At 67.9% G+C, this 20808-nt stretch carries 18 protein-coding genes; 10 read left to right on the top strand and 8 right to left on the bottom strand.

Annotated features, from left to right (window positions below; translation table 11 throughout):
- The first annotated feature begins 191 nt into the window (after positions 1 to 191).
- Positions 192 to 1097: a homocysteine S-methyltransferase family protein gene (locus AC1ROC_RS08840; protein ID WP_247597185.1), complete on the top strand. Its 906-nt coding sequence runs from the start codon at positions 192 to 194 to the stop codon at positions 1095 to 1097.
- A gap of 68 nt (positions 1098 to 1165) precedes the next feature.
- Positions 1166 to 2215 (top strand): zinc-dependent alcohol dehydrogenase family protein, encoded by a 1050-nt coding sequence (locus AC1ROC_RS08835; RefSeq protein WP_492999561.1) that lies wholly within the window; start codon positions 1166 to 1168, stop codon positions 2213 to 2215.
- A 75-nt stretch (positions 2216 to 2290) separates the two neighbouring features.
- Here AC1ROC_RS08835 and AC1ROC_RS08830 read toward each other — a convergent pair whose 3' ends face one another.
- The 3 genes from AC1ROC_RS08830 to AC1ROC_RS08820 all read right to left on the bottom strand — a co-directional run bounded on the left by AC1ROC_RS08830 (position 2291) and on the right by AC1ROC_RS08820 (position 5905).
- The gene (locus AC1ROC_RS08830; RefSeq protein WP_085368187.1) at positions 2291 to 3583 is read right to left on the bottom strand and encodes an ABC transporter substrate-binding protein; all 1293 of its coding nucleotides are present in this window, start codon (positions 3581 to 3583) and stop codon (positions 2291 to 2293) included.
- A 160-nt stretch (positions 3584 to 3743) separates the two neighbouring features.
- Positions 3744 to 5141, bottom strand: a complete 1398-nt coding sequence (locus AC1ROC_RS08825; protein ID WP_179150714.1) for an APC family permease — start codon at positions 5139 to 5141, stop codon at positions 3744 to 3746.
- 173 nt (positions 5142 to 5314) lie between these two features.
- Entirely contained in the window at positions 5315 to 5905 is a 591-nt protein-coding gene (locus AC1ROC_RS08820) for a nitroreductase family protein (protein WP_085368184.1), read from the bottom strand.
- Between the two features lie 479 nt (positions 5906 to 6384).
- Here AC1ROC_RS08820 and AC1ROC_RS08815 point away from each other — a divergent pair, with 479 nt between their 5' ends.
- Genes AC1ROC_RS08815 through galU form a run of 4 tightly spaced genes read left to right on the top strand, consistent with a single transcriptional unit; the run spans position 6385 to position 11940 of the window.
- Complete coding sequence (locus tag AC1ROC_RS08815) at positions 6385 to 7926, top strand: glycosyltransferase (RefSeq protein ID WP_492999557.1); 1542 nt, start codon at positions 6385 to 6387, stop codon at positions 7924 to 7926.
- Between the two features lie 43 nt (positions 7927 to 7969).
- Positions 7970 to 9424: a glycosyl hydrolase gene (locus AC1ROC_RS08810; protein WP_168690468.1), complete on the top strand. Its 1455-nt coding sequence runs from the start codon at positions 7970 to 7972 to the stop codon at positions 9422 to 9424.
- Between the two features lie 25 nt (positions 9425 to 9449).
- Complete coding sequence (locus tag AC1ROC_RS08805) at positions 9450 to 10844, top strand: UDP-glucose dehydrogenase family protein (protein WP_085368178.1); 1395 nt, start codon at positions 9450 to 9452, stop codon at positions 10842 to 10844.
- A gap of 16 nt (positions 10845 to 10860) precedes the next feature.
- Entirely contained in the window at positions 10861 to 11940 is a 1080-nt protein-coding gene (gene galU, locus AC1ROC_RS08800; RefSeq protein WP_492999554.1) for a UTP--glucose-1-phosphate uridylyltransferase GalU, read from the top strand.
- Between the two features lie 30 nt (positions 11941 to 11970).
- Here galU and AC1ROC_RS08795 read toward each other — a convergent pair whose 3' ends face one another.
- On the bottom strand, positions 11971 to 12264 hold the full coding sequence (locus AC1ROC_RS08795) for a hypothetical protein (RefSeq protein ID WP_085368174.1): 294 nt from the start codon (positions 12262 to 12264) through the stop codon (positions 11971 to 11973).
- Between the two features lie 100 nt (positions 12265 to 12364).
- Between AC1ROC_RS08795 and AC1ROC_RS08790 the strand changes: the two genes are divergently transcribed.
- On the top strand, positions 12365 to 13168 hold the full coding sequence (locus AC1ROC_RS08790) for a GNAT family N-acetyltransferase (RefSeq protein WP_492999551.1): 804 nt from the start codon (positions 12365 to 12367) through the stop codon (positions 13166 to 13168).
- A gap of 214 nt (positions 13169 to 13382) precedes the next feature.
- Here AC1ROC_RS08790 and AC1ROC_RS08785 read toward each other — a convergent pair whose 3' ends face one another.
- The 3 genes from AC1ROC_RS08785 to AC1ROC_RS08775 are packed head-to-tail and all read right to left on the bottom strand — an operon-like array spanning position 13383 to position 16603.
- Positions 13383 to 14453, bottom strand: a complete 1071-nt coding sequence (locus tag AC1ROC_RS08785) for a threonine aldolase family protein (RefSeq protein ID WP_492999548.1) — start codon at positions 14451 to 14453, stop codon at positions 13383 to 13385.
- A gap of 27 nt (positions 14454 to 14480) precedes the next feature.
- Positions 14481 to 15161 carry an SDR family NAD(P)-dependent oxidoreductase gene (locus AC1ROC_RS08780; RefSeq protein ID WP_492999546.1) on the bottom strand — a complete coding sequence of 227 codons (681 nt, stop codon included), beginning with the start codon at positions 15159 to 15161 and terminating at the stop codon, positions 14481 to 14483.
- Positions 15158 to 16603: a DUF6421 family protein gene (locus AC1ROC_RS08775; RefSeq protein WP_492999544.1), complete on the bottom strand. Its 1446-nt coding sequence runs from the start codon at positions 16601 to 16603 to the stop codon at positions 15158 to 15160. Before AC1ROC_RS08775 ends, AC1ROC_RS08780 begins: the two co-directional genes overlap by 4 nt.
- 181 nt (positions 16604 to 16784) lie before the next feature.
- On the opposite strand from AC1ROC_RS08775, the gene AC1ROC_RS08770 reads away from it, so the two are divergent.
- The 3 genes from AC1ROC_RS08770 (at position 16785) to AC1ROC_RS08760 (ending at position 19834) form a co-directional block, all read left to right on the top strand.
- The gene (locus tag AC1ROC_RS08770; protein ID WP_492999542.1) at positions 16785 to 17513 is read left to right on the top strand and encodes a DNA alkylation repair protein; all 729 of its coding nucleotides are present in this window, start codon (positions 16785 to 16787) and stop codon (positions 17511 to 17513) included.
- Between the two features lie 39 nt (positions 17514 to 17552).
- Positions 17553 to 18326 carry an SDR family NAD(P)-dependent oxidoreductase gene (locus AC1ROC_RS08765; RefSeq protein ID WP_492999540.1) on the top strand — a complete coding sequence of 258 codons (774 nt, stop codon included), beginning with the start codon at positions 17553 to 17555 and terminating at the stop codon, positions 18324 to 18326.
- 104 nt (positions 18327 to 18430) lie between these two features.
- Positions 18431 to 19834: an APC family permease gene (locus AC1ROC_RS08760; RefSeq protein ID WP_168690461.1), complete on the top strand. Its 1404-nt coding sequence runs from the start codon at positions 18431 to 18433 to the stop codon at positions 19832 to 19834.
- A gap of 51 nt (positions 19835 to 19885) precedes the next feature.
- Here AC1ROC_RS08760 and AC1ROC_RS08755 read toward each other — a convergent pair whose 3' ends face one another.
- Positions 19886 to 20803, bottom strand: coding sequence for an ABC transporter permease (locus AC1ROC_RS08755; protein WP_492999537.1), 918 nt, complete (start codon positions 20801 to 20803; stop codon positions 19886 to 19888).
- Positions 20804 to 20808 lie beyond the last annotated feature (5 nt).

Raw genomic sequence — 20808 nt, 5'->3', positions numbered from 1 at the left:
CGATTCCGCCAACCATAACAGAAACCTGACGTGGAAAATGTTACGCCTCGGGTAACTCGCCCACCGTGACCACCCTCTGCGCGGCGGCCCCGGCGAGACAAGCACCTCGCCCTGTTGAGGAGACGCAGGCGAGTAGCATCTCGTTACTGATCTGGTGCATGGTGTGCACGCGGTCTGGAAAGGCGCTGACCATGGGAATGCTCGACGGGAAATGGGTGACTGACGGAGGCCTCGAGACCGACCTCATCTTCAACCACGGAATCGACTTGCCCTCCTTCGCCGCTTTCCCGATCCTGGAGAGCGCCGACGGGATCGACCTGCTGCGGCGCTACTACGCCGACTACGCCGCGATCGCGCACGCGGCCGACGCGGGAGTGCTACTCGAGACACCCACCTGGCGAGCCAACTCGGCCTGGGGCGGTGAGCTCGGCTACGACGAGGCTTCCCTCGACCGGACGAACCGGGATGCGGTCGCGCTCATCCGGTCTGTGCTCGCCGATGCCGGAGCGCTCGACGGCCTGGTTTCGGGATGTATCGGGCCTCGCGGCGACGGGTACATCGCTGCGGATGGCGACGCCGACGAGGCGGCGGCGTTTCACCTGCCGCAGGTGCAGTCGCTCGCCGATGCCGGAGCCGACCTCGTTCACGCTATGACGATGACCGGGGCCGCCGAGGCGATCGGCGTCGTGCGCGCCGCCCGGAGCGTAGGCGTCCCGGTCTCGATCTCCTTCACCGTCGAAACCGATGGGCGGCTGCCGGACGCAAGCCGGCTGGTCGACGCGATCGCATCGGTGGATGCGGCGGCTCCGGCCGACTTCTATGGTGTCAACTGTGCCCACCCGACACACCTCATGGCCGCGCTCGATGGTGAATCGTGGCAGGAGCGTCTCACGTTCTTCCGCCCGAATGCCTCGACGCTTTCGCACGCCGAACTCGACGAGATGGAGGAACTCGATTCCGGTGATCTTCCCCTCCTCGTCCGAGCGACACGGGAGCTTCTCGTTCAGCTACCCCAGGTGACGGTCATCGGCGGATGCTGCGGCACAGACAGCCGGCACGTCGCTGCGCTGTGGGCGAGCATTGATCGGTCAGGGTGAATCGGTCGACGCTCCCCGGAGCAGGCGGACAGCCGCAGGCCTCCACCGTGCGGCGTAGGCTTCTGACCATGCTTGCAACGGTCATCCACGGTGAAAAAGACATCCGCGTCGAAGAGGTCCCCGATCCTGTCCTGTCCACCGGGGGCGACGCCATCGTGCGCGTCGTCGCAGCCTGCGTCTGCGGCTCCGACCTGTGGCCGTACCGCGGTGTCACGCCGACGCACCACGCGCACCGCATCGGTCACGAGTTCGTCGGCGTCGTCGAGGAGGTGGGGCCGGACGTGAAGACGATCGCCCCCGGCGACTTCGTCATCGCGCCGTTCTACGACTGCGACATGACGTGCGTCAACTGCAAGAACGGCGTCAGCACCTCCTGCCTCAACGGCGGATGGTGGGGGTCGGACGACAAGCTCGGCGGCTTCGCCGACGGCGGCCAGGGTCAGAAGGTGCGCGTCCCGCACGCGGACGGTTCGCTCGTGGCGACGCCGGAATACCCGAGCGACGACCTCATCCCGAGCCTGCTGACGCTCTCGGATGTGATGGGCACCGGCCACCACGCCGCCGTCTCCGCCGGGGTCACCGAGGGCAGCACGGTCGTCGTGGTGGGCGACGGCGCGGTCGGGCTGTGCGCGGTGCTCGCCTCCGCGCGCCTGGGCGCTTCGCGCATCATCGCGATGTCGCGGCACGAGTCGCGCCAGGAACTGGCACGCGCGTTCGGCGCGACCGACGTCGTCGCCGAGCGCGGCGACGACGGCGTCGCAGCCGTCAAGGAGCTGCTCGGCGGCATCGGGGCGGACTGCGTGCTCGAGGCCGTCGGCACCAAGGAGTCGATGGACCAGGCGATCCGCTCGGCGCGCCCGGGCGGCATGGTCGGATACGTCGGCGTCCCCAACGGCGGCCCTGAGCTGCCCGTGCGCCCGCTGTTCAACAACAACGTCGGCGTCAACGGCGGTGTCGCTCCCGTGCGCAACTACGTCGAGGAGCTGCTGCAGGATGTCTGGTCCGGCGCCATCGACCCCGGCCGCGTCTTCGACCTGGAGCTCCCGCTCTACGAGGCGGCCGAGGCGTACGCGGCAATGGATGAGCGCCGCGCCATCAAGGTGCTCCTCCGTCCCTGAGCCGGCCACCGACGAGAAATCGGGGGCGACGCGCACACTGCGCGTCGCCCCCGATCGGTTATCGCGGGTGTCCGGCTACCCCTTGGATGCTGCCTGGTTGACGGTGTCGATGATGTCCGCCGCCGAGCCCTTGCCTGCGAGCAGGTTGACCACTCCGGTGTTCATCGCGTTGCCGACGTTCTGCCCGAGCAGGGTGTCGAGGAACTGAGCCATGAACTTGGTGTTGTTGTACGCATCCAGCTCCGACTTGGTCACGGAGTCGGTGATGCCGCTCTGCGCGTCCTTGTTGACCGGGATCGCGTTGAAGGCCGTGTAGTTCTCCTCCTGCACCGACTTCGTCGTCATGTAGTTGAGGAACGCGGTGCACTCCTTCTTCGGGGCCTTCGCCGAGCACGAGTACCCGCCGACGCCGCCCATCATGGCGCTGGGGTCGCCTGCTCCGCCGGGGACGGACGGGAAGGGGAACCAGCCGAGGTCGGGCAGCGGCTTCTGGTCGGGGGTGAGCGACGCGATCACTCCCGGGTCCCATCCGCCCATGAGCTCCATCGCCGCCTTGTGGTTGGCCAGGAGGCCGGCGGAGCTGCCTGCGCCCTGCTGGGCGGGGGTGGTGAGGAAGCCGTTGTTGAACGGGTTGGTGTCGTTGAACGCCTTGAGGTCCTCTCCGGCCTTCGTCCAGCACTTGTCGCTGAAGTCGAGGGATGCCGCCGACTTGTTGAGCGCGCTCTCGCTGCACTCGCGCAGAGCGAAGTTGTAGTACCAGTGCGCAGCAGGCCAAGCGTCCTTCGCGCCGACGGCGACGGGGGCGACGCCGGTCGCCTTCAGCTTGACGATGGCGGCGTTCAGCTCGTCCATGGTGGTCGGGGGAGTGTCGATCCCCGCCGCCTTGAACAGGTCCTTGCTGTAGAAGATGCCCTCGGGGTTCACGTTGACGGGCATCGCGTAAATCTTGCCCTTGTACTCGTTGCTCTTGAGCACGCCGGCGTTCACGGACGCCTTGGTGGTCGCGTCGATCGAGTCGGTGATGTCCATCAGCTGGCCGGCGTCGACCATGGCGTTCATCTTGCCGCCGCCGCGCTGCAGGAAGATGTCCGGTGCGGACGCCGAGTTGAGCGCGGTCTGGAGCTTGCCGTCGAGGTCCTCGTTCTGGACCGTCTGAAGCTTGATGGTGACGTTCGGGTTGGCCTTCTCGAAGTCCGCGATCGTCTTGACCCAGAACGCCTTGCCCGGGCCGGTCGTCGAGTTGTCCCAGAAGGACATGGTGACCTTGCCGTTGCTGGGCGTTGTGCCTGAGCCGCTGCAGCCTGTGGCGAGCAGCGCAGTGCCCGCGACAAGTGCGAGAACGCCCGCGACGCGAATATTCCTCTTCATTGTGGAAACTCCTTGATAACGGTTCACGACGTGCGACGGTCGCGCCGTCGCCTGCCGAGCTTCGCATCCGAATATGTTGTTTGTCCATCGAAATGGCCAAACTTCGATAACGATTTCGAAACGACCGATCCGAGGCTTCGGAAGGGCCTCCGGGCGCGCGCTACTTGACGGCTTTGTTGAAGCCGGTGACCGGCTGGCTCTCGTCGAAGCCGGGGACGCTGCGGCGGAAACCGCGCGTCAGCACCAGCAGATAGACGAACCCGAGCGCCATCCAAATGCTCCCGCCGATCAGTGCGTCGACGTGGAGGTTGGCCCACAGGATGCCCGTCAGGAGCATCCCGATCGCGGGCAGGACGATGAACGTGACGATGTCTCGCGGCGTGCGCCTGCGGCCCTTGCGGATGGCGAACCAGGCGATCACCGAGATGTTCACGAAGGTGAACGCGATGAGCGCGCCGAAGTTGATGAACGCGGCGATCGTCTCCAGTGTGAACGCGGCGGCCAGCAGGCTGATCGCGCCGACGAGCACGATGTTGAAGGTCGGCGTGGACGTCTTGGCGTTGATGTGGCCGAAGAACCGGTTGGGCAGCACGTTGTTGCGCCCCATCACCAGCAGCATCCTGGACACCGAGGCGTGCGAGGCCAGTCCGGAGGCCAGCGTCGCGGCGAACCCGGCGGCTGTGAGCACCGCCTGCAGCGTCTGGCCGCCGACCTGCTTGCCGATCTCCGGGAGTGTGCTGTCCTCGATGGCCGCGGTCGGGAACTCGTCGGACGACGGGAACCTGAGCTGGGTGAAGTACGACGTGATCAGGAAGATCGCGCCGCCGATGATCACCGTGAACAGGATCGCCCTCGGCATGATCTTCGGCGACTTCGCCTCCTCGGCGTACATCGTCACGGCGTCGAAGCCGATGAACGAGAAGCAGACGATCGTGGCCCCGGTGAGCACGGCTCCGAGCGTCACGGCGTCGTGGAAGAACGGCTGGGCGGAGGCGATCGTTCCAGCCCCCTCGCCCTGCACCAGCTGCGCGATGACCATGATCACGAACACCGCCATCACCACCACGGCGAACACGAGCAGCAGCATGTTGATGTTCGACGTGCCGCGCATCGTCAGGTAGATGATCGAGGTGACGACCGCACAGTAGATGACCACCCAGATCCAGCCGGGCACACTGGGGAACAGCGCCTCCAGGTAGCTCCGGATGATGAGGCAGTTCACCATCGGCAGGAGCACGTAGTCGATCAGCGACGTCCAGCCCACCAGGAACCCGACGTTCGGGTGGATGGACTCGCGCACGTAGGTGTACGCCGATCCGGCGCTCGGGATGGCCCCGGCCATCTTGCCGTAGCTGACGGCCGTGAACATCATCACGACGAGAGCGACCAGGTAGGCGGACGGCACGACGTTGTTCGTGTCGCGTGCCACCATGCCGAACGTGTCGAAGACGACCGTCGGGGTCATGTAGCCGAGCCCGAGGCCGACGATTGCCCACAGGCCGAGGTTGCGCTTGAGCTTCCCGCCGGTGGCGATCGCCGGGGCGATGGGAGTCGTCATCGTCTCTCCTTCAGCGGGCGACGCTGCGTCCCTGCAGCGACCCGCGACACTGCTTGGCCGTCTGAGTTCGGCCATATTCCCACAGATCGGGCGGCCGGCAAATTCGACGGAGACGCGAAAAAAGGAGGGCGTCGCTGACGACGCCCTCCTCGGGTACTGCTGACCGGCTGCTCTCAGGCGTTGACGACGACGATCTCGTCCAGCGCGGCACGCGAGCGGGGTGCGAGCTCGCGCTCGCGCAGCGGGTCGGGAAGGGCCTCCGGGTCGCCGAGGATGCCGATGGCGCTGACGGAGGTGGGCACGAAACGCTCCTCGATGTCGAACGCCGAGCGGAGCGCATCCACGTCGAATCCGCCCATCTGGTGCACGTGCAGGCCGTCGTGGTGGGCCTGGACGCTGAGGTGCGCAACGGCCTGACCCAGGTCGTACGTCGCCCAGCGGCGCGGGGTGCCCTCCGCGTCCTCCATCTCGGCGATGGCGACGATCAGCGCGCTCGCCGACCCTGCCCACGCCTGGTTGAAGCCCATCAGGGCGGAGGCGATGGTGTCGAACTCGGCGCTTCCGCGACGGGCGACGATGAAGCGCCACGGCTGCGTGTTGCTGGCGGACGGCGACCAGCGCGCTGCCTCGAGAGCCGCGGTCAGAGCGGTCTCCGGAACGACGGCGGTCGGGTCGAAGGCGCGGGGGCTCCAGCGCTCGGCGAGGGCGGGGATGAGGGGTGCTGCGGTGACGGCGGCGCGCGAATTCAGCTCGGCGATGGACATGACTCTCCTGGTGCTTGACGACATGGATGCGCTTGTCTCCATTGCCAAGCTATATCCATGCAAACACATTTTGCTGGCGAGTATTCCTGCTCCCGGTAGTGAATCGATTGTTACGGCTGTGTTAATTCTCAGCCGTTTCGCGTCATAGTTTTTCTACCCGCATCCGGGGTACAAAACGGCCCCGTCGTCCCCCGGTCATCGTCCCCCGGTCGCCCGATCGACCGTCCGAGCGATTCCGTTCCTGACCTGCCGTTACGCCTCCCCCGAACGGGGGTGTGTCCACCATTCTGCCGACAGCCTCCAGGTGTCCGCGTGTCGGCGGACAGGGGCACATCCGGGGCCACCGTTTCCCGCCGTGACCACCGAGAAAACCTCGCTTGCGCCGTGAGAGAGCCCACAGCTACAACTTGATCAACCCGACCGCCCAGATCCCCAGAGACGTGGATGCAACCCCTGTCCCCCCTGAGAGGTCTCGTCCCGTGTTCATTTTCATTTTGCAGATCCGGCACATGCTGGAGGGCCATCCAGAGTTCTATCTGTTCGCCGTCTACTCCGCCTTCATCTGGGTCATCTGGATCATCAAGGTGGCCGTCTCCCGGCGATACCGCGCATACACCGAGGACTTCGAGGTCTCCACGAGCGTGGTCGTCCCCGTCGTCGACGAACCGCTCGACCTGTTCCGCGACGTCATCGGCCGCATGGTGGAGCAGAAGCCCGGTGAGATCATCGTCGTCATCAACGGCGCCCCCAACCCCGGCCTGGTCGAGGTGTGCGAGGAGTTCGCCCCGCTGGTGCGCTGGGTGCACACCCCGATCCCCGGCAAGCGCAACGCCGTGATGATCGGCACGAGGATGTCCACGGGCGACATCACCGTGCTGGTCGACTCCGACACCGTCTGGACGGAGGACACCCTCTCCGAGCTCGTCAAGCCGTTCAAGGACGAGCGCGTCGGCGGCGTCACGACCAAGCAGCGCATCCTGGAGCCGGAGCGCAGCTGGATCACCCGCTGGGCGGACTGGCTGGAGAACTCCCGGGCGCTGTACTCGATGCCGGCGCAGAGCGTCGTCGGGCAGATCGGCTGCCTTCCCGGTCGCACCATCGCGTTCCGCCGCTCGATCCTGATGCGCGTCATGGACAAGTTCATGAACGAGAAGTTCCTCGGCGTCTTCCTCGAGGTCTCCGACGACCGCACGCTCACCAACCTCACCCTCAAGGAGGGCTACCGCACCGTCTACCAGCACACCAGCCTGGTCTACACGGATGCGCCGCTCAAGGTGAAGAAGCTGTTCAAGCAGCAGCTCCGCTGGGCGCGCGGCAGCCAGTACAACACCCTGCGCATGCTGCCCTGGATGCTCGGCCACGCCCCGCTGCTGGCGTTCTTCTTCATCTCGGACATCATCCTGCCGTTCGTCCTCGCGGGCGTGCTCGGCGGCTGGGTCTACCGCTCGATCACCGGCGAGGGCTACAACTTCTACGCCGGCTTCCTGCAGGCGTACGGCGTGCAAGGCGGTGTGCTCACCGTCGTCGCCCTGATGGTCGCGTCCTCCGTGATCAGCATGTCGATCCGCCAGATCAGGCACCTCTCCGAGAAGCCGTCCGACTTCTTCCGCCTGCCGGTCTTCATCATCGTCTCGACGTTCTTCCTCATGCCGATCCGGCTGCTCGGCTTCTTCCGCATGGCGCACGCCAGCGGCTGGGGCACTCGTGCCGGCGCGTACAACGGCGGTCCGAACGAGATCAGCAGCGACGACGAGATCGCCCTGGCGGCCTCGGCGAAGGATGCGCCCACCGCTCCGGATGCGCTTCCGCAGCTCCCCGACTCCGTCGGCGGGCTGACCACCACCACGGCTCTGGCCACCCGCGCAGAGACCCGCAGGGCGACGGCCGCAGCGCCGGCGTCCGCATCCACACCCAAGACCAAGACCGCTCGCGCCGAGCGGCGTCGGCTCAACCCGCTCGCCGCCATCCCGTACCTGATCGGTATCGCGATCCTGACCCTGGAGGCCCTGTTCCTTGTCTAGCAAAGCAGCTCACTGGTGGGCGGCGACCAAGTCGCGTTCCCTGATGACCACCGCAGCCTTCGTCGTCCTCAGCCTCGTGCTCGGCGGCATCTCCTACTACGTCTGGTCGTCTCCGACGAGCGCGGTCCGCACCGTGGTCGACGCGGCGGCGACCGCCGTCAACCCGCTGGCCGCGCAGAACGCCAGCCTGCAGAAGAACCTCAGCACCGCCAAGAAGACCATCGCCACCCAGAGCGGCAAGCTCACCTCGCTGCAGCAGCAGGCGCTCGCCGCCCAGGCGTCGACCGCGAAGCAGCTCGCCACGGCGCAGCAGCGCGCGGTGAGTGCGGAGAAGGCGCTCGCCCAGGCGAAGCTGCAGCTCGCCAGCGCGAAGGGCGCACTCGCCGCGAACACGGCGGCGGGTGCGAAGGGCAGTGGAGCATCCGGAACCAAGAGCGGAACCGGCGGCAACAGCGGCACCGGCGGCAGCGGCAACGGCGGCGGCAACATCGCGCCGGAGCCCACCCCCATCACCGCGCCGACCAAGGCGGAACTGCTGCAGCCGGCCAGCCGCTACTACGGCATGTACACCGAGCAGGCTCCGTTCAACTGGGCCACCTTCGACGCGACCAGCGCGAAGGTCGGCGTGCAGCCGAACCTCGTCGGCTACTTCAGCGGCTGGGACGAGACGTTCCGCGCCAACGCGGTCACCCGCGCCTGGCAGCAGGGCAGACTGCCGATGATGACCTGGGAGTCCCGGCCCATCTCGGCAGGCAACGACTCGGTGGATGCGCCGGAGTACTCGCTCCCGAAGATCATCGGAGGCGACTTCGACGCCTACCTGCACCAGTACGCCAAGGACATCGTCGCCACCGGACTGCCGCTCGCCATCCGTCTCGACCACGAGATGAACGGCGTCTGGTACCCGTGGTCGGAGACCGACGGCAAGGGCAACTCGATCAACGGCAACAGCCAGGGCGACTACGTGAAGATGTGGAAGCACGTCCACGACGTCTTCCAGGCGGAGGGCGCGAACGACCTGGTCATCTGGGTCTGGGCGCCGAACATCGTCAACAACCTGCCTGCCCAGCACAAGGTCGACGGCTACCTCCCGTCGCTCTACCCCGGCGACGACTACGTCGACTGGGTCGGGCTCTCCGGCTACCTGCGTCCTCCGTATAAGGCCGACCAGTCCTTCACCTTCGATTACACCTTCACGCCGAGCCTCGACCAGCTCCGTGCCATCACGAAGAAGCCGATCGTCCTCGCCGAGGTCGGGGCATCGGAGACCCAAGGACACAAGACGGCCTGGGTCACCGACTTCTTCAACGCCCTCGGCAAACCGGAGAACGACGACATCGTCGGCTTCTCCTGGTTCAACCTCGCGGTCACCAGTTACGTCGAAGGGGTCAGAGCCACGAACGACTGGCGCATCGACTCCCGGGCGGACACGCTCTCGGCGTTCATCGCCGGGCTCACGCGACCAGAAGACCGCTTCACCCTCACCCCGGCCTCCTAGCCATCCCCGCGAAAGGACAACGCGAATGACGACCAAGAAGAAGGAACAGCCCGCCCCGCGCATCAGCGTGATCGGCACTGGATACCTCGGCGCGACCCACGCGGCGGCGATGGCCGAACTCGGATTCGACGTGATCGGCGTCGACACCGACCAGAGCAAGGTCGACGCGCTCCGCGACGGCCGTGTGCCGTTCTTCGAGCCCGGGCTGCCCGAGCTCATCACCGAGCACGTCGCATCCGGTCGGTTGAACTTCACCACCGACATCGCCGAGGCCACCGCGCTCGCCGACGTGCACTTCATCTGCGTCGGAACGCCGCAGCAGTCCGGCAGCTTCGCCGCCAACCTCAGCTACGTCGAGGCCGCCGCACGGTCGATCGCGCAGAACATGACCCACGACGGCGTCATCGTCGGCAAGTCGACGGTGCCGGTGGGCACCGCGGCTCGCCTCCGGGCCATCGTCGCCGCCGAGCTTCCGGATGGGGTCTCCGCCGAACTCGTCTGGAACCCCGAGTTCCTGCGCGAGGGCAAAGCGGTGGAGGACACCCTCTCTCCCGACCGCCTGGTCTTCGGCGGAACGTCGGAGCGCTCGGAGGCGGTGTTGCGCCGCATCTACGCGACGCCGATCGAGGCGGGGACGCCGGTGCTCGTCGCCGACCTGCCGACCGCCGAGCTGGTGAAGGTGAGCGCGAACGCGTTCCTCGCCACCAAGATCTCGTTCATCAACGCCATCGCAGAGGTGTGCGACGCGGCGGGCGCCGACGTCTCGCTGCTGGCGGATGCGCTCGGTCATGACGTGCGCATCGGCCGCCAGTTCCTCAACGCGGGGCTCGGCTTCGGCGGAGGGTGCCTGCCCAAGGACATCCGCGCCCTGATGCACCGGTCGAGCGAGCTCGGCGCCCACGCGGCGGTCGGACTCCTGCAGCAGGTCGACGAGATCAACATGGGCCGCCGCCAGCGGGTCATCGACCTCGCCCTCGAAGCCTGCGGGGGCTCCGTGCTCAACCGCAGGATCGGCGTGCTCGGCGCCGCGTTCAAGCCGCACACGGACGACGTGCGCGACTCGCCGGCACTCAACGTGGCGGCGGCCCTGCACCTCCGCGGTGCGCAGGTCGTCGTCTACGACCCGGAGGCGCGTGCCACCGCCCAGCGCATGTTCCCGACGCTCGGCTACGCCGACTCCGTCGAGGAGGCGGTGAACGGGGCAGACGTCACGGTCGTGCTCACGGAGTGGCCCGAGTTCGTGGAGGCCGACCCGGCCGCGCTCGCCGCCATCGTGCACGGCAAGACCGTGATCGACGCCCGCAACTGCCTCGACGCCACCGCCTGGTCGCGTGCCGGCTGGGCCGTGCACGTCATGGGCAGGGTGCCGGAGGGCGCCCCCATCGCCGACGACCTCGCCGCCCTTGCCGGCGTGCGCTGAACGAGAGGAAACCATCATGTCCAGTTACGTCACCAAGGCCGTCATCCCCGCCGCCGGGCTCGGCACCCGCTTCCTGCCCGCCACCAAGGCCATGCCGAAAGAGATGCTGCCGGTCGTCGACAAGCCGGCCATCCAGTACGTGGTCGAGGAGGCGGTCGGCGCGGGGCTCCACGACGTGCTGCTCGTCACCGGCCGCAACAAGAACGCACTTGAGAACCACTTCGATCGCAACACCGAACTCGAGGACACCCTCGCCAGGAAGGGCGACCTCGACCGCCTGGAGAAGGTGAACCAGTCCACGGCGCTCGCCGACATGCACTACGTGCGCCAGGGCGACCCGAAGGGCCTCGGCCACGCCGTGCTGCGCGCCAAGATGCACATCGGCCACGAGCCGTTCGCCGTGCTCCTCGGCGACGACATCATCGACGCCCGCGACCCGCTGCTGTCCAGGATGCTGGAGGTGCAGCAGCAGCTGAACACGACGGTCGTGGCACTCCTCGAGGTGGACCCCAGCCAGATCCACCTCTACGGCGCCGCCGCTGTGGTGGAGACGGACGAGGACGACGTGGTGCGCATCACCGGACTGGTCGAGAAGCCCGACCGCGCGAGCGCTCCGTCGAACTACGCGGTGATCGGCCGCTACGTCCTCCGCCCGGAGATCTTCGACATTCTCGAGAAGACGGAGCCGGGCAAGGGTGGCGAGATCCAGCTGACGGATGCGCTGCAGGGCCTCGCGACGGCTCCGGACTGGACAGGCGGCGTGCACGGCGTGGTCTTCTCCGGTCGCCGCTACGACACGGGCGACCGTCTCGACTACATCAAGGCGATCGTCCAGCTGGCCGCCGCCCGCGACGACCTCGGCAAAGACCTCGTGCCGTGGCTGCGCGAGTTCACGGCGGCGGAGGGCGCCCAGGATGCTTCTGCCCTGGATGCGCAGGCACCGGATGCGCAGGCACCGGCCGCCCCCGCCAAGCCCGCCGTTCCTGTCAAGCCGGCAGCGCCCGCCGAACCGGCCGTCGCCACCGCGCCGGCCACTGCTCCGGCCCCTGACCGGTCGCCGCGCAAGCGCGACCTCGTCCCGGTCGCCGGAGCGTAACCTCGGCCGCACGCATCGAGCAGGCTCGGGCTAATCCAGCCCGAGCCGCTTGAGCGTGTGGTGGTCGCTGTGTCCGGGGTCCGACTCGATCTCGTCGACGGAGACCGGGATGCCCGGCCCGATCGCGAGCCACACGAAGCCGTCCCTGTGCACCAGGGGAACGAGATCGGTGGTGCCGTCTTTGAGCAGCGTCCGGATGCGCTTCAACAGCGCATACCCTTCGGACGGCTTGGTCACGTAGGTCTTGCGTCGGTAGTGGACCACGTGCGCGACGGTCTTCGCGCCCAGTCCGGCGACGACGGATTCGGTCAGCGTCTCGGTCATTTCGGTCCTTTCGGGTGCGGCATCAGCCGCTCACCGACGCTACTCGCCTCCCCGGCGGAGTCAACCGGCGATGCCATCGTTCCGGGATAGCGTTGCGGTCATGCAGTCCCTCCCGTCGCCTGCCGAGCTGGACGTGCTCGCCGACCGCGGCTGGCCCTCCGTCCAGCGCGAACCCCTCGGCCCCTGGACCCTCCGCTTCGCCTCCGGTGTCACCAACCGCGCCAACTCGGTCCTCCCCACCGGCCGATTGGGTGCGGAGAGGCTGTCCGCCACGCTCGCCGCGGCCGAGCGCGCATACCGCGACCGCGGCCTCCCCACGGTGTTCCAGGTCAGCCCGGCCACCGACCCCGCTCTCGTCTCTGCGCTCGCCGCGAGGGGCTATCGCGAACACTCCGACACCCTCGTCCTCGTCGCCGACCGAGCCGCTGTCGCGTCAGCCGGTGTCTCCACCCCTGCCGCACCGCTCTCCATCGCCACCACCCCATCCCGTGCCTGGATGGACCTCTGGTGGTCCGTCGACGGGCGCGGCGACGCCGACGCAGAGGCCGTCGCCGAGCGCATCCTCACCGGCGGCCCGGCGCTCTACGCCTCGACGGGCGACCCCGACCATCCGGACGCCGTCGCGCGCCTTGCCATCGTGGGCGAGTGGGGCGGCGTGTTCGCCGTGGCGACCAGGCCGGACCAACGCCGCCGCGGGCACGCAGCGGCCATCATCCGAGCTCTCGCCGCCGACGCCGAACGGCACGGGATCCGGTACCTGTGGTTACAGGTCACAGCTGCCAACTCCCCGGCTCGCGCTCTCTACGAGCGGCTCGGTTTCGTCGAGGCGTCCCGCTATGCGTACTGGACCGAACCCGCCACCGAACCCCCCGTTAAACCCACGATGCCGGGTGCGGGGACCTAGGGAATCCACGCAGCCCGGCATACGTTCGGGGTTACCTTCGGAGGATATTCGGGTTCCTCCGCCGGCTATTACAGACTAGCGAAAAAAGTGCTCGTGTGGGTCATATGGAGGACACGTTTTGTACCCCAGTAGGAGTGTCATTCTGGCCCTCACTTGGGGTGTTCGCACCTCTTGACGTCAGAAATCCGACGCTGTAGCGCAAAAACCGCACTGCTTAGGCGGCGAGCTCCTGCTTCAGAGCCTCCACGAACGCGTCGATGTCGTGCTCGGTGGTGTCGAACGAGCACATCCAGCGCACCTCGTGGCGTGCCGCATCCCAGTCGTAGAAGCGGAAATGCTCGCGCAGGCGGTCGGCGACGCCGGCGGGCAGCGTGGCGAACACGCCGTTCGACTGCGTCGCCTGGCTGAACCCGACACCCTCGATGCTCCCGTCGGCGATGCCGGCTTCGAGCGCCGTGCGGAGACGGTGCGCCATCGCGTTCGCGTGCGATGCGGAGCGCAGGTAGAGGTCGTCCGAGAGCAGGGCGATCAGCTGGGCCGAGATGAAGCGCATCTTCGACGCGAGCTGCATGTTCAGCTTGCGCAGGTAGATCAGCCCCTCCGACGCCTCGGGGTTGAGCACGACGACGGCCTCGCCGTAGAGCATCCCGTTCTTGGTGCCGCCGAAGCTGAGCACGTCGACGCCGGCGTCGGTGGTGAACGCGCGCAGCGGGACACCGAGCGATGCCGCGGCGTTTGCGATGCGCGCCCCGTCCATGTGCAGCTTCATGCCGAGCGAGTGGACGTGGTCGGCGATGGCTCTGACCTCGTCGACGCTGTATGCCGTGCCGAGCTCGGTGGTCTGGGTGATGGACACGACGAGCGGCTGGGCCCGGTGCTCGTCGCCCCAGCCCCACGCCTCCTTGTCGATCAGGTCGGGGGTGAGCTTGCCATCCGGGGTCTCGATCTGCAGCAGCTTGATGCCGGCGACCCGCTCGGGAGCCCCTGCCTCGTCGGTGTTGATGTGCGCCGTCTTCGCGCACACCACCGCGCCCCAGCGGGGGAGCATTGACTGCAGCCCGACGACGTTCGCCCCCGTGCCGTTGAACACAGGGAAGACCTGGACGCCCTCGCCGAAGTGCTCGGCGAACACGTCGTGCAGGCGTGCCGTGTAGACGTCTTCGCCGTAGGCGATCTGGTGGCCTTCGTTGGCGGCCGCGATGGCGTCGAGGATCTCGGGGTGGACACCCGCGTAGTTGTCGGAGGCGAATCCGCGCAGGTTGAGGTCATGGAGTTGTAGCGTCACGTATCCATCCTTGCAGGAGTGAGAGAGTCAGTTCGCGGCGTCGGCGGAAGTTGTGAGCAACTCGCGCGTGCCGTTGATTGTGGAGGGATCGCCCTCCCAGAGCTGCACGACGGCTGCGCCGAGCGTGTCCTCGAGCCCGGACAGCGACGTCACCACGAAGACGACGGCCGCCGCGTTCGGCGCCTCCTTCGCGAACCCCTGCGCGACCGACCTGGTCCACGCGTCGGCGGCCGCCTTCGCGGCGGCGTAGTTCGCGCCACCGGCGTACGGCCGTTCGACCGCGGTGGACGACACGATGGCGAGCCGCCCGGCCGGCGACGCGACGAGGTCGTCGTAGAACACCCGCGTCGTGTTGCGCAGCGTGCGGAACCCGCGCTCCAGGAAGTCCCAGTCGTCGTCGGACTGCCCGGCGATCCCGCCGCCGCCTCGCCAGCCGCCGACCAGGTGGATCAGCCCGTCGATCGCGCCGAACTTCAGGTGGATGCGCATGGCCAGCTCGGCCACGGCATCCCGGTCGGCCAGGTCGCAGACCCGGGTGTCGACGCCCGGCACGGCAGCGGCCAGGGCGTCGAGCGCCTCCGGCCGCGTGCCGACGGCGAGGACCGTCGCGCCCGCCTCGACGAGCGAGCGCGACACGGCCTCGCCGCTGGTGCTGGTCGCACCGGCGACCAGCACCAGCCGCCCGGAGAGGGGCAGGCTTTCCGTCACTTGTCGTCCGAGTGGCCGGTGATGCCTGCTGTGGATTCGATGACGGTGGCCATCTTCTTGTTCAGCGCCTCGTAGAACATCGAGAGCGGGAACTCGTCGTCCAGCACCGCATCGGTGTAACCCTTCGGCACCCCGGCGAGGATCTCATCCGGAAGCCCTCGCGCCCAGTTGGATGCCGGGTTCGGGGTGAGCGTCTCGGTCAGCATCTCGTACGCGGCCAGCCAGTGCGCCACCTTGGGACGGTCGATGGACCGCCAGTACAGGTCGTTGATCCGGTCGCTGAGTGCGACGACGACCTCGGGAACACCGTCCCAGTCGATGGTGAGCTGCGTGTCCGTCCAGTGCAGCACGTCGTGCTGGTGCATCCACGCGAACAGCAACTGCCCGCCCAGGCCGTCGTAGTTCCGGACGCGGCTGCCGGTGATCGCGAACCGGAAGATCCGGTCGAAGATCACCGCGTACTGCACCAGCTTCGCGTGGTCACGGATCTCCCGCTGCGCGTCGGAGAGCTCCGCATCCGGCAGCGCCTTCAGCTCGCGCTCCTGCCGCACGGACTCGCGGAACGCCGTCAGGTCGCAGCGCAGCTCCTCCAGCGAGTAGAGGAAGAACGGCATCCGCTGCTTGATCATGAACGGATCGAACGGCAGATCCCCGCGCATGTGACTGCGGTCGTGGATGAGGTCCCACATCACGAAGGTCTCCTCCGCGAGCTTCTGGTCGTCCAGCATCGCCGCCGCATCCTCCGGCAGTTGCAGCTTCGTGATCTCCGAAGCCGCGCGCACCACCCTGCGGTATCTGGCGGCTTCGCGGTCCTGGAAGATCGCGCCCCAGGTGAACTGCGGGATCTCGCGCATGGCCACCGTCTCGGGGAACAGCACGGCGGAGTTGGTGTCGTATCCGGGGGTGAAGTCAACGAACCGGAGCGGCACGAACAGCTTGTTGCCGTAGTCGCCCGCTTCGAGCTCCGCGATGAACTCCGGCCAGATCACCTCGACCAGCACGGCCTCGACGAGGCGGTTGGTCGAACCGTTCTGCGTGTACATCGGGAACACGACCAGGTGGCCGAGCCCGTCGACGCGGTGCTGCTGCGGCTGGAACGCGTTCAGCGAGTCCAGGAAGTCCGGGACGCCGAGGCCCTCGTCCGCCCAGCGGCGGAAGTCGGCCTGCAGCGCATCCAGGTAGGCGGCGTCGTGTGGGAAGTGCGGAGCGAGCTCGGCGATCGACGCGATGACCGCATCCACCTGCTGTGCTGCGCCGGCCTTGTCGGCCTCCTCCGGCACGGACCCGTCCTTGACCTGCACCTGTTGCAGTGCGACGGCGGCCTCTTTGAGGGCCAGCCACGCGGGATGCGTCGCCAGCGACCGCACGGAATGGACGTCCTCGACGACCTCGGGCTCTCCGACAATGGCGTTTGCACTGAACTGGGAAACGAATTGTGACATGACGAACCTCCCGTCGTTGGTCGTCCGCGGCTGCGGCGCTTGGTCCGGACGCAGAGCGCGCCCGCATTCGAGCCTATCCACTCGTCTTCGAACTTTTATTGCCCATCCGGTGTCGTCCCTTGCGCCCCGCGGCTCGCCGACGCACTTTTCCAGCGCCGGGACGCCTCGCTATGCTCGCCGGGTGACGGCAGCAGAGGTGCGGGATGCGCTCGCGGAGGTGGCCAGCCCGGAGGACGCGGTGTTCCTGCAGCGCTTCTTCAAGGCCGGGGAAGGGGAGTACGGGGAGGGCGACGTCTTCATCGGCGTGCGCGTGCCGCAGACCCGCGCCGTCGCCAAGCGCTTCGGCGGGCTGCCTCTCGACCAGCTCCGCGAGCTGCTGGACAGCGAGGTGCACGAGCACCGCCTCGCCGCGCTCATCATCCTCAATCGCGAGTTCGAGCTCGCCAGCCGTCCCGCGGCCCGCGACGACGCGCGGCGCGAGGAACTGGCGGCGTTCTACTTGGATGCGGTGCGACGAGGCCGCGTGAACAATTGGGATCTAGTGGACTCATCCGCCGAGTACGTCCTGGGCGCGTTCCTCTGGGATCGCCCCCGCGACGTGCTCGACGAACTGGCGGCCAGCGAGGTGCTCTGGGAGCGTCGCGTCGCCGTGCTCAGCACCTTCGCGTTCATCAAACGCGGGGACGCATCCACCACCGTCGACCTCGCGGCCAGGCTCCTCGACGACCGGGAGGACCTCATGCACAAGGCGGTCGGCTGGATGCTCCGCGAGGTCGGGAAGCGCGTCGACCGGGATGTGCTGCTCGCGTTCCTGGACAAGTACGCGCCCCGGATGCCGCGCACCATGCTGAGCTACGCCACCGAGCACCTGACGCCGGAGCTGCGGGCGGAGTACCGCGCCCGGCGGTGACGCAGCACGGGGCCTCCCTCGACTTGGGATGATGTACCTATGACGAGAACGGTTCGGGGTGCACGCGTGCTGATCACGGGCGCCGCCTCCGGGATGGGATACCTGTTCGCGGAGCGCGCCGTGCGCGAGGGTGCGGCGGCCGTCGTGCTCTGGGACCGGGATGAGGCTGCACTGTCCGCGCTGACCGCCCGCCTGCGCGCGCAGGTGATGGAGCAGCGCTCGGCGTCGCCGTGGGGCGGCCCCACCCGGTCGCCGAGTTCGTCGGCCGGACGGCCCGGGACGACCGTGCATCCCTTCGTGCTCGACCTGGCGGAGCTGGGCGCCATCGCGCAGACGGCGCAGGCGGTCCGCAAGGAGCTGGACGGCGTGGATGTGATCGTCAATGCCGCGGGAATCGTGCGCAGCTCCCCGTTCTGGGAGCACGACAACGGCGACGACACCCGGCGCACCATGCTGATCAACGCGCTCGCCCCGATGCACATCGCGCGCGAGTTCCTTCCCGCCATGATCTCGAGCGCCAGGGAGGCCCGCATCGTCACCATCGCGGGCGGCACCGGCGCTGGGGCGGGCGCCGGTGCGGGTGCGGGCGATGTCGGTGCTGTCCACAGCGCGTCCGTGGCAGCGGTCGTCGCCTGGAGCGACAGCCTGCGTGCCGAACTGCGGCACCAGGGCTTCGGTCACGTCAGGGTCACCGCGGTGGTCCGGCCCTGGATGCTCGACGGAGCCGTCGACCCGCTGCTCGCGCGGGTGCTCACCCCCGAGCGCATGGCCGACGGGGTGTGGAAGGCGATGCTCGCCGGCCGCAAGCGCTGACCGACCGCCGCGAGGTATACCGGCATGTCGCGCCCCCTTCGGGTGACATTCCTGAGAACTTTCACATAAAGTAGCTCCCACCGTCGACCGACAACGGAGCCATCGTGAGCAATCCTTCCTGGACCCAGGTCATCAAGACCGCAGACAGCGAGCAGCCTGAACTGAAGCGCGCACTCGGCCCCGGCCTGCTGCTGCTCTTCATCGTCGGGGACATCCTCGGCACGGGCGTCTACGCGCTCACCGGCCAGGTGGCCGCCGAGGTGGGAGGCGCGGCCTGGCTGCCGTTCCTGCTCGCGTTCGCGGTGGCGACGGTCACTGCGTTCTCCTATCTGGAGCTCGTGACCAAGTACCCGCAGGCCGCTGGCGCAGCTCTGTACACGCACAAGGCGTTCGGCATCCACTTCTTCACGTTCATCGTCTGCTTCATCGTGATGACGTCCGGCATCACGTCGGCGGCCACGGCATCCCGGGCGTTCGCGGTGAACCTGTCCGTCGGGTTCGGGCTGCCGTCGGACAATCTCTTCACGATGATGGTCGCGCTCGCGTTCATCGTGCTGATCATGCTCGTGAATCTGCGCGGCGTGACGGAGAGCGTCTGGCTGAACGTGGTGCTCACCCTGGTGGAGCTGTCCGGTCTGCTGCTGGTCATCATGATCGGCCTGTGGGCGATCGGCGGCGGCAACGCGGACCTCTCCCGGGTGGTGGCGTTCGAGACGCCGGAGGACAAGGGCATCCTGCTCGCGGTGAGCACGGCGACGTCTCTGGCGTTCTTCGCGATGGTCGGCTTCGAGGACTCGGTCAACATGGCGGAGGAGACGAAGGAACCGAGCAGGATCTTCCCCAAGATGATGCTGACGGGCCTCGGGATCGCGGCGGTCATCTACGTGCTGGTCTCGATCTGCGTGGTCGCCCTGGTGCCGATCGGTGAGCTGGCCGGCAGCGAGACCCCGCTGGTCACCGCGGTCAACGCAGCGGCGCCGGACTTCCCGATCGCCGACCTGCTGCCGTTCATCTCGATGTTCGCGGTGGCGAACACGGCGCTGATCAACATGATGATGGCGAGCCGCCTGCTCTACGGCATGAGCAAGCAGAAGGTGCTCCCGGGCTTCCTGTCCAAAGTGCAGAAGAAGCGCCGCACGCCGTGGGCAGCGATCCTGTTCACCAGCGCGCTCGCCCTCGGCCTGATCGTCTACGTGTCGCTCGACCCGAAGGGCTCGATCGTCGCCCTCCTCGGCGGGACGACCTCACTCCTGCTGCTCGCGGTGTTCGCGGTCGTCAATATCGCAGTGCTCGTGCTGCGCCGCCAGCCGGTCGACCACAAGCATTTCCGCACGGCGCGGGTCCTGCCGATCATCGGTGCGATCACCTGCCTGTACCTGGTCTTCCCCTGGACCTCCGGCCGTCCGGTCGGCCAGTACGGCATCGCGCTGGCCCTCCTGGCGATCGGCGTGATCCTGTGGGCCATCGCCCGCGCCTTCACCGCCGCCGCGGAGCGCCGCTCCCGCTGAGCGGTCCCGCCACGCGCCGCCCCGGTCCTGACCGTTCGACCGCAGCGCGCGTCAGCCCCAGCGCTTCGCCGACCAGCGTTCGAACAACCCCACCAGCGAGTCGCTGAGCTTGCCCAGGATGGCGAGCAGGATGATCGCCAGGAACAGCCGGTCGGTGCGTCCGTTGCTCGCGGAGTCGTTCAGCATGAAGCCGAGACCCATCGACGACGCGATGAGCTCAGCGGCCACCAGGAACAGCCACGACTGCGCGAGCGCGAGTCGCAGCCCGGAGATGACCGTCGGCAGCACGAACGGCAGCTGCACCGTGGTGAACAGCCGCACCCCGCCCAGCCCGAACGCCCTGCCCGCCTCCACCAGATGCCGGTCGACGTGCTTGAGTGCCGCCGCGACTGTCGTGTAGACGGGGAAGAACGCCCCGATCGCGATCAGGATGACCTTCGACTCCTCGCCGATCTTGAACCAGAGGATCAGCAGCGGCACCCAGGCCAGCGACGGCACGGCCCGGATGGCGCTGAGCGTTCCGCTGAAGAAGATGTCCCACAGCCGGGACAGGCCGACCAGGGCGCCGAGCACCAGTCCGAGCAGCGCACCGCAGGCGAAGCCGATCAGCACGCGCTGGGTGGAGATCGCAATGTAGAGCCCGAGCAGTCCGCGCTGCGCCAGGTCGACCGCCGCCTCCCACACCATCGCGGGCGACGGGAGCTGCGCGGAGGTGAACGCACCGGAGGTCGACGCCAGCTGCCACGCCACGAGCAGGATCAGCGGGAGGACGAAGCCTCCCACGATCCTGGTCGAGCGCCGCGACAGGAACGGGATGCGCGCATCCCGTTCCTGCACGCCGTCGCGCGCGCCGGGCACCCGGCGCTCCGGCTCCTGGTCGCGTGGCTCGCCGTCGCGCGCCACCGAGGTGCCGTACATCGACGTCGCGACGAGCGCCCCGTCGCCCTCCGGTGAGTTCTGGTAGCTCATGCGCG

This window comes from Leifsonia sp. GW821-FHT13C05 (assembly GCF_058806515.1).
Note: the sequence above shows the minus strand (reverse complement) of the source record. Positions and strands in the feature narration are given on the sequence as shown.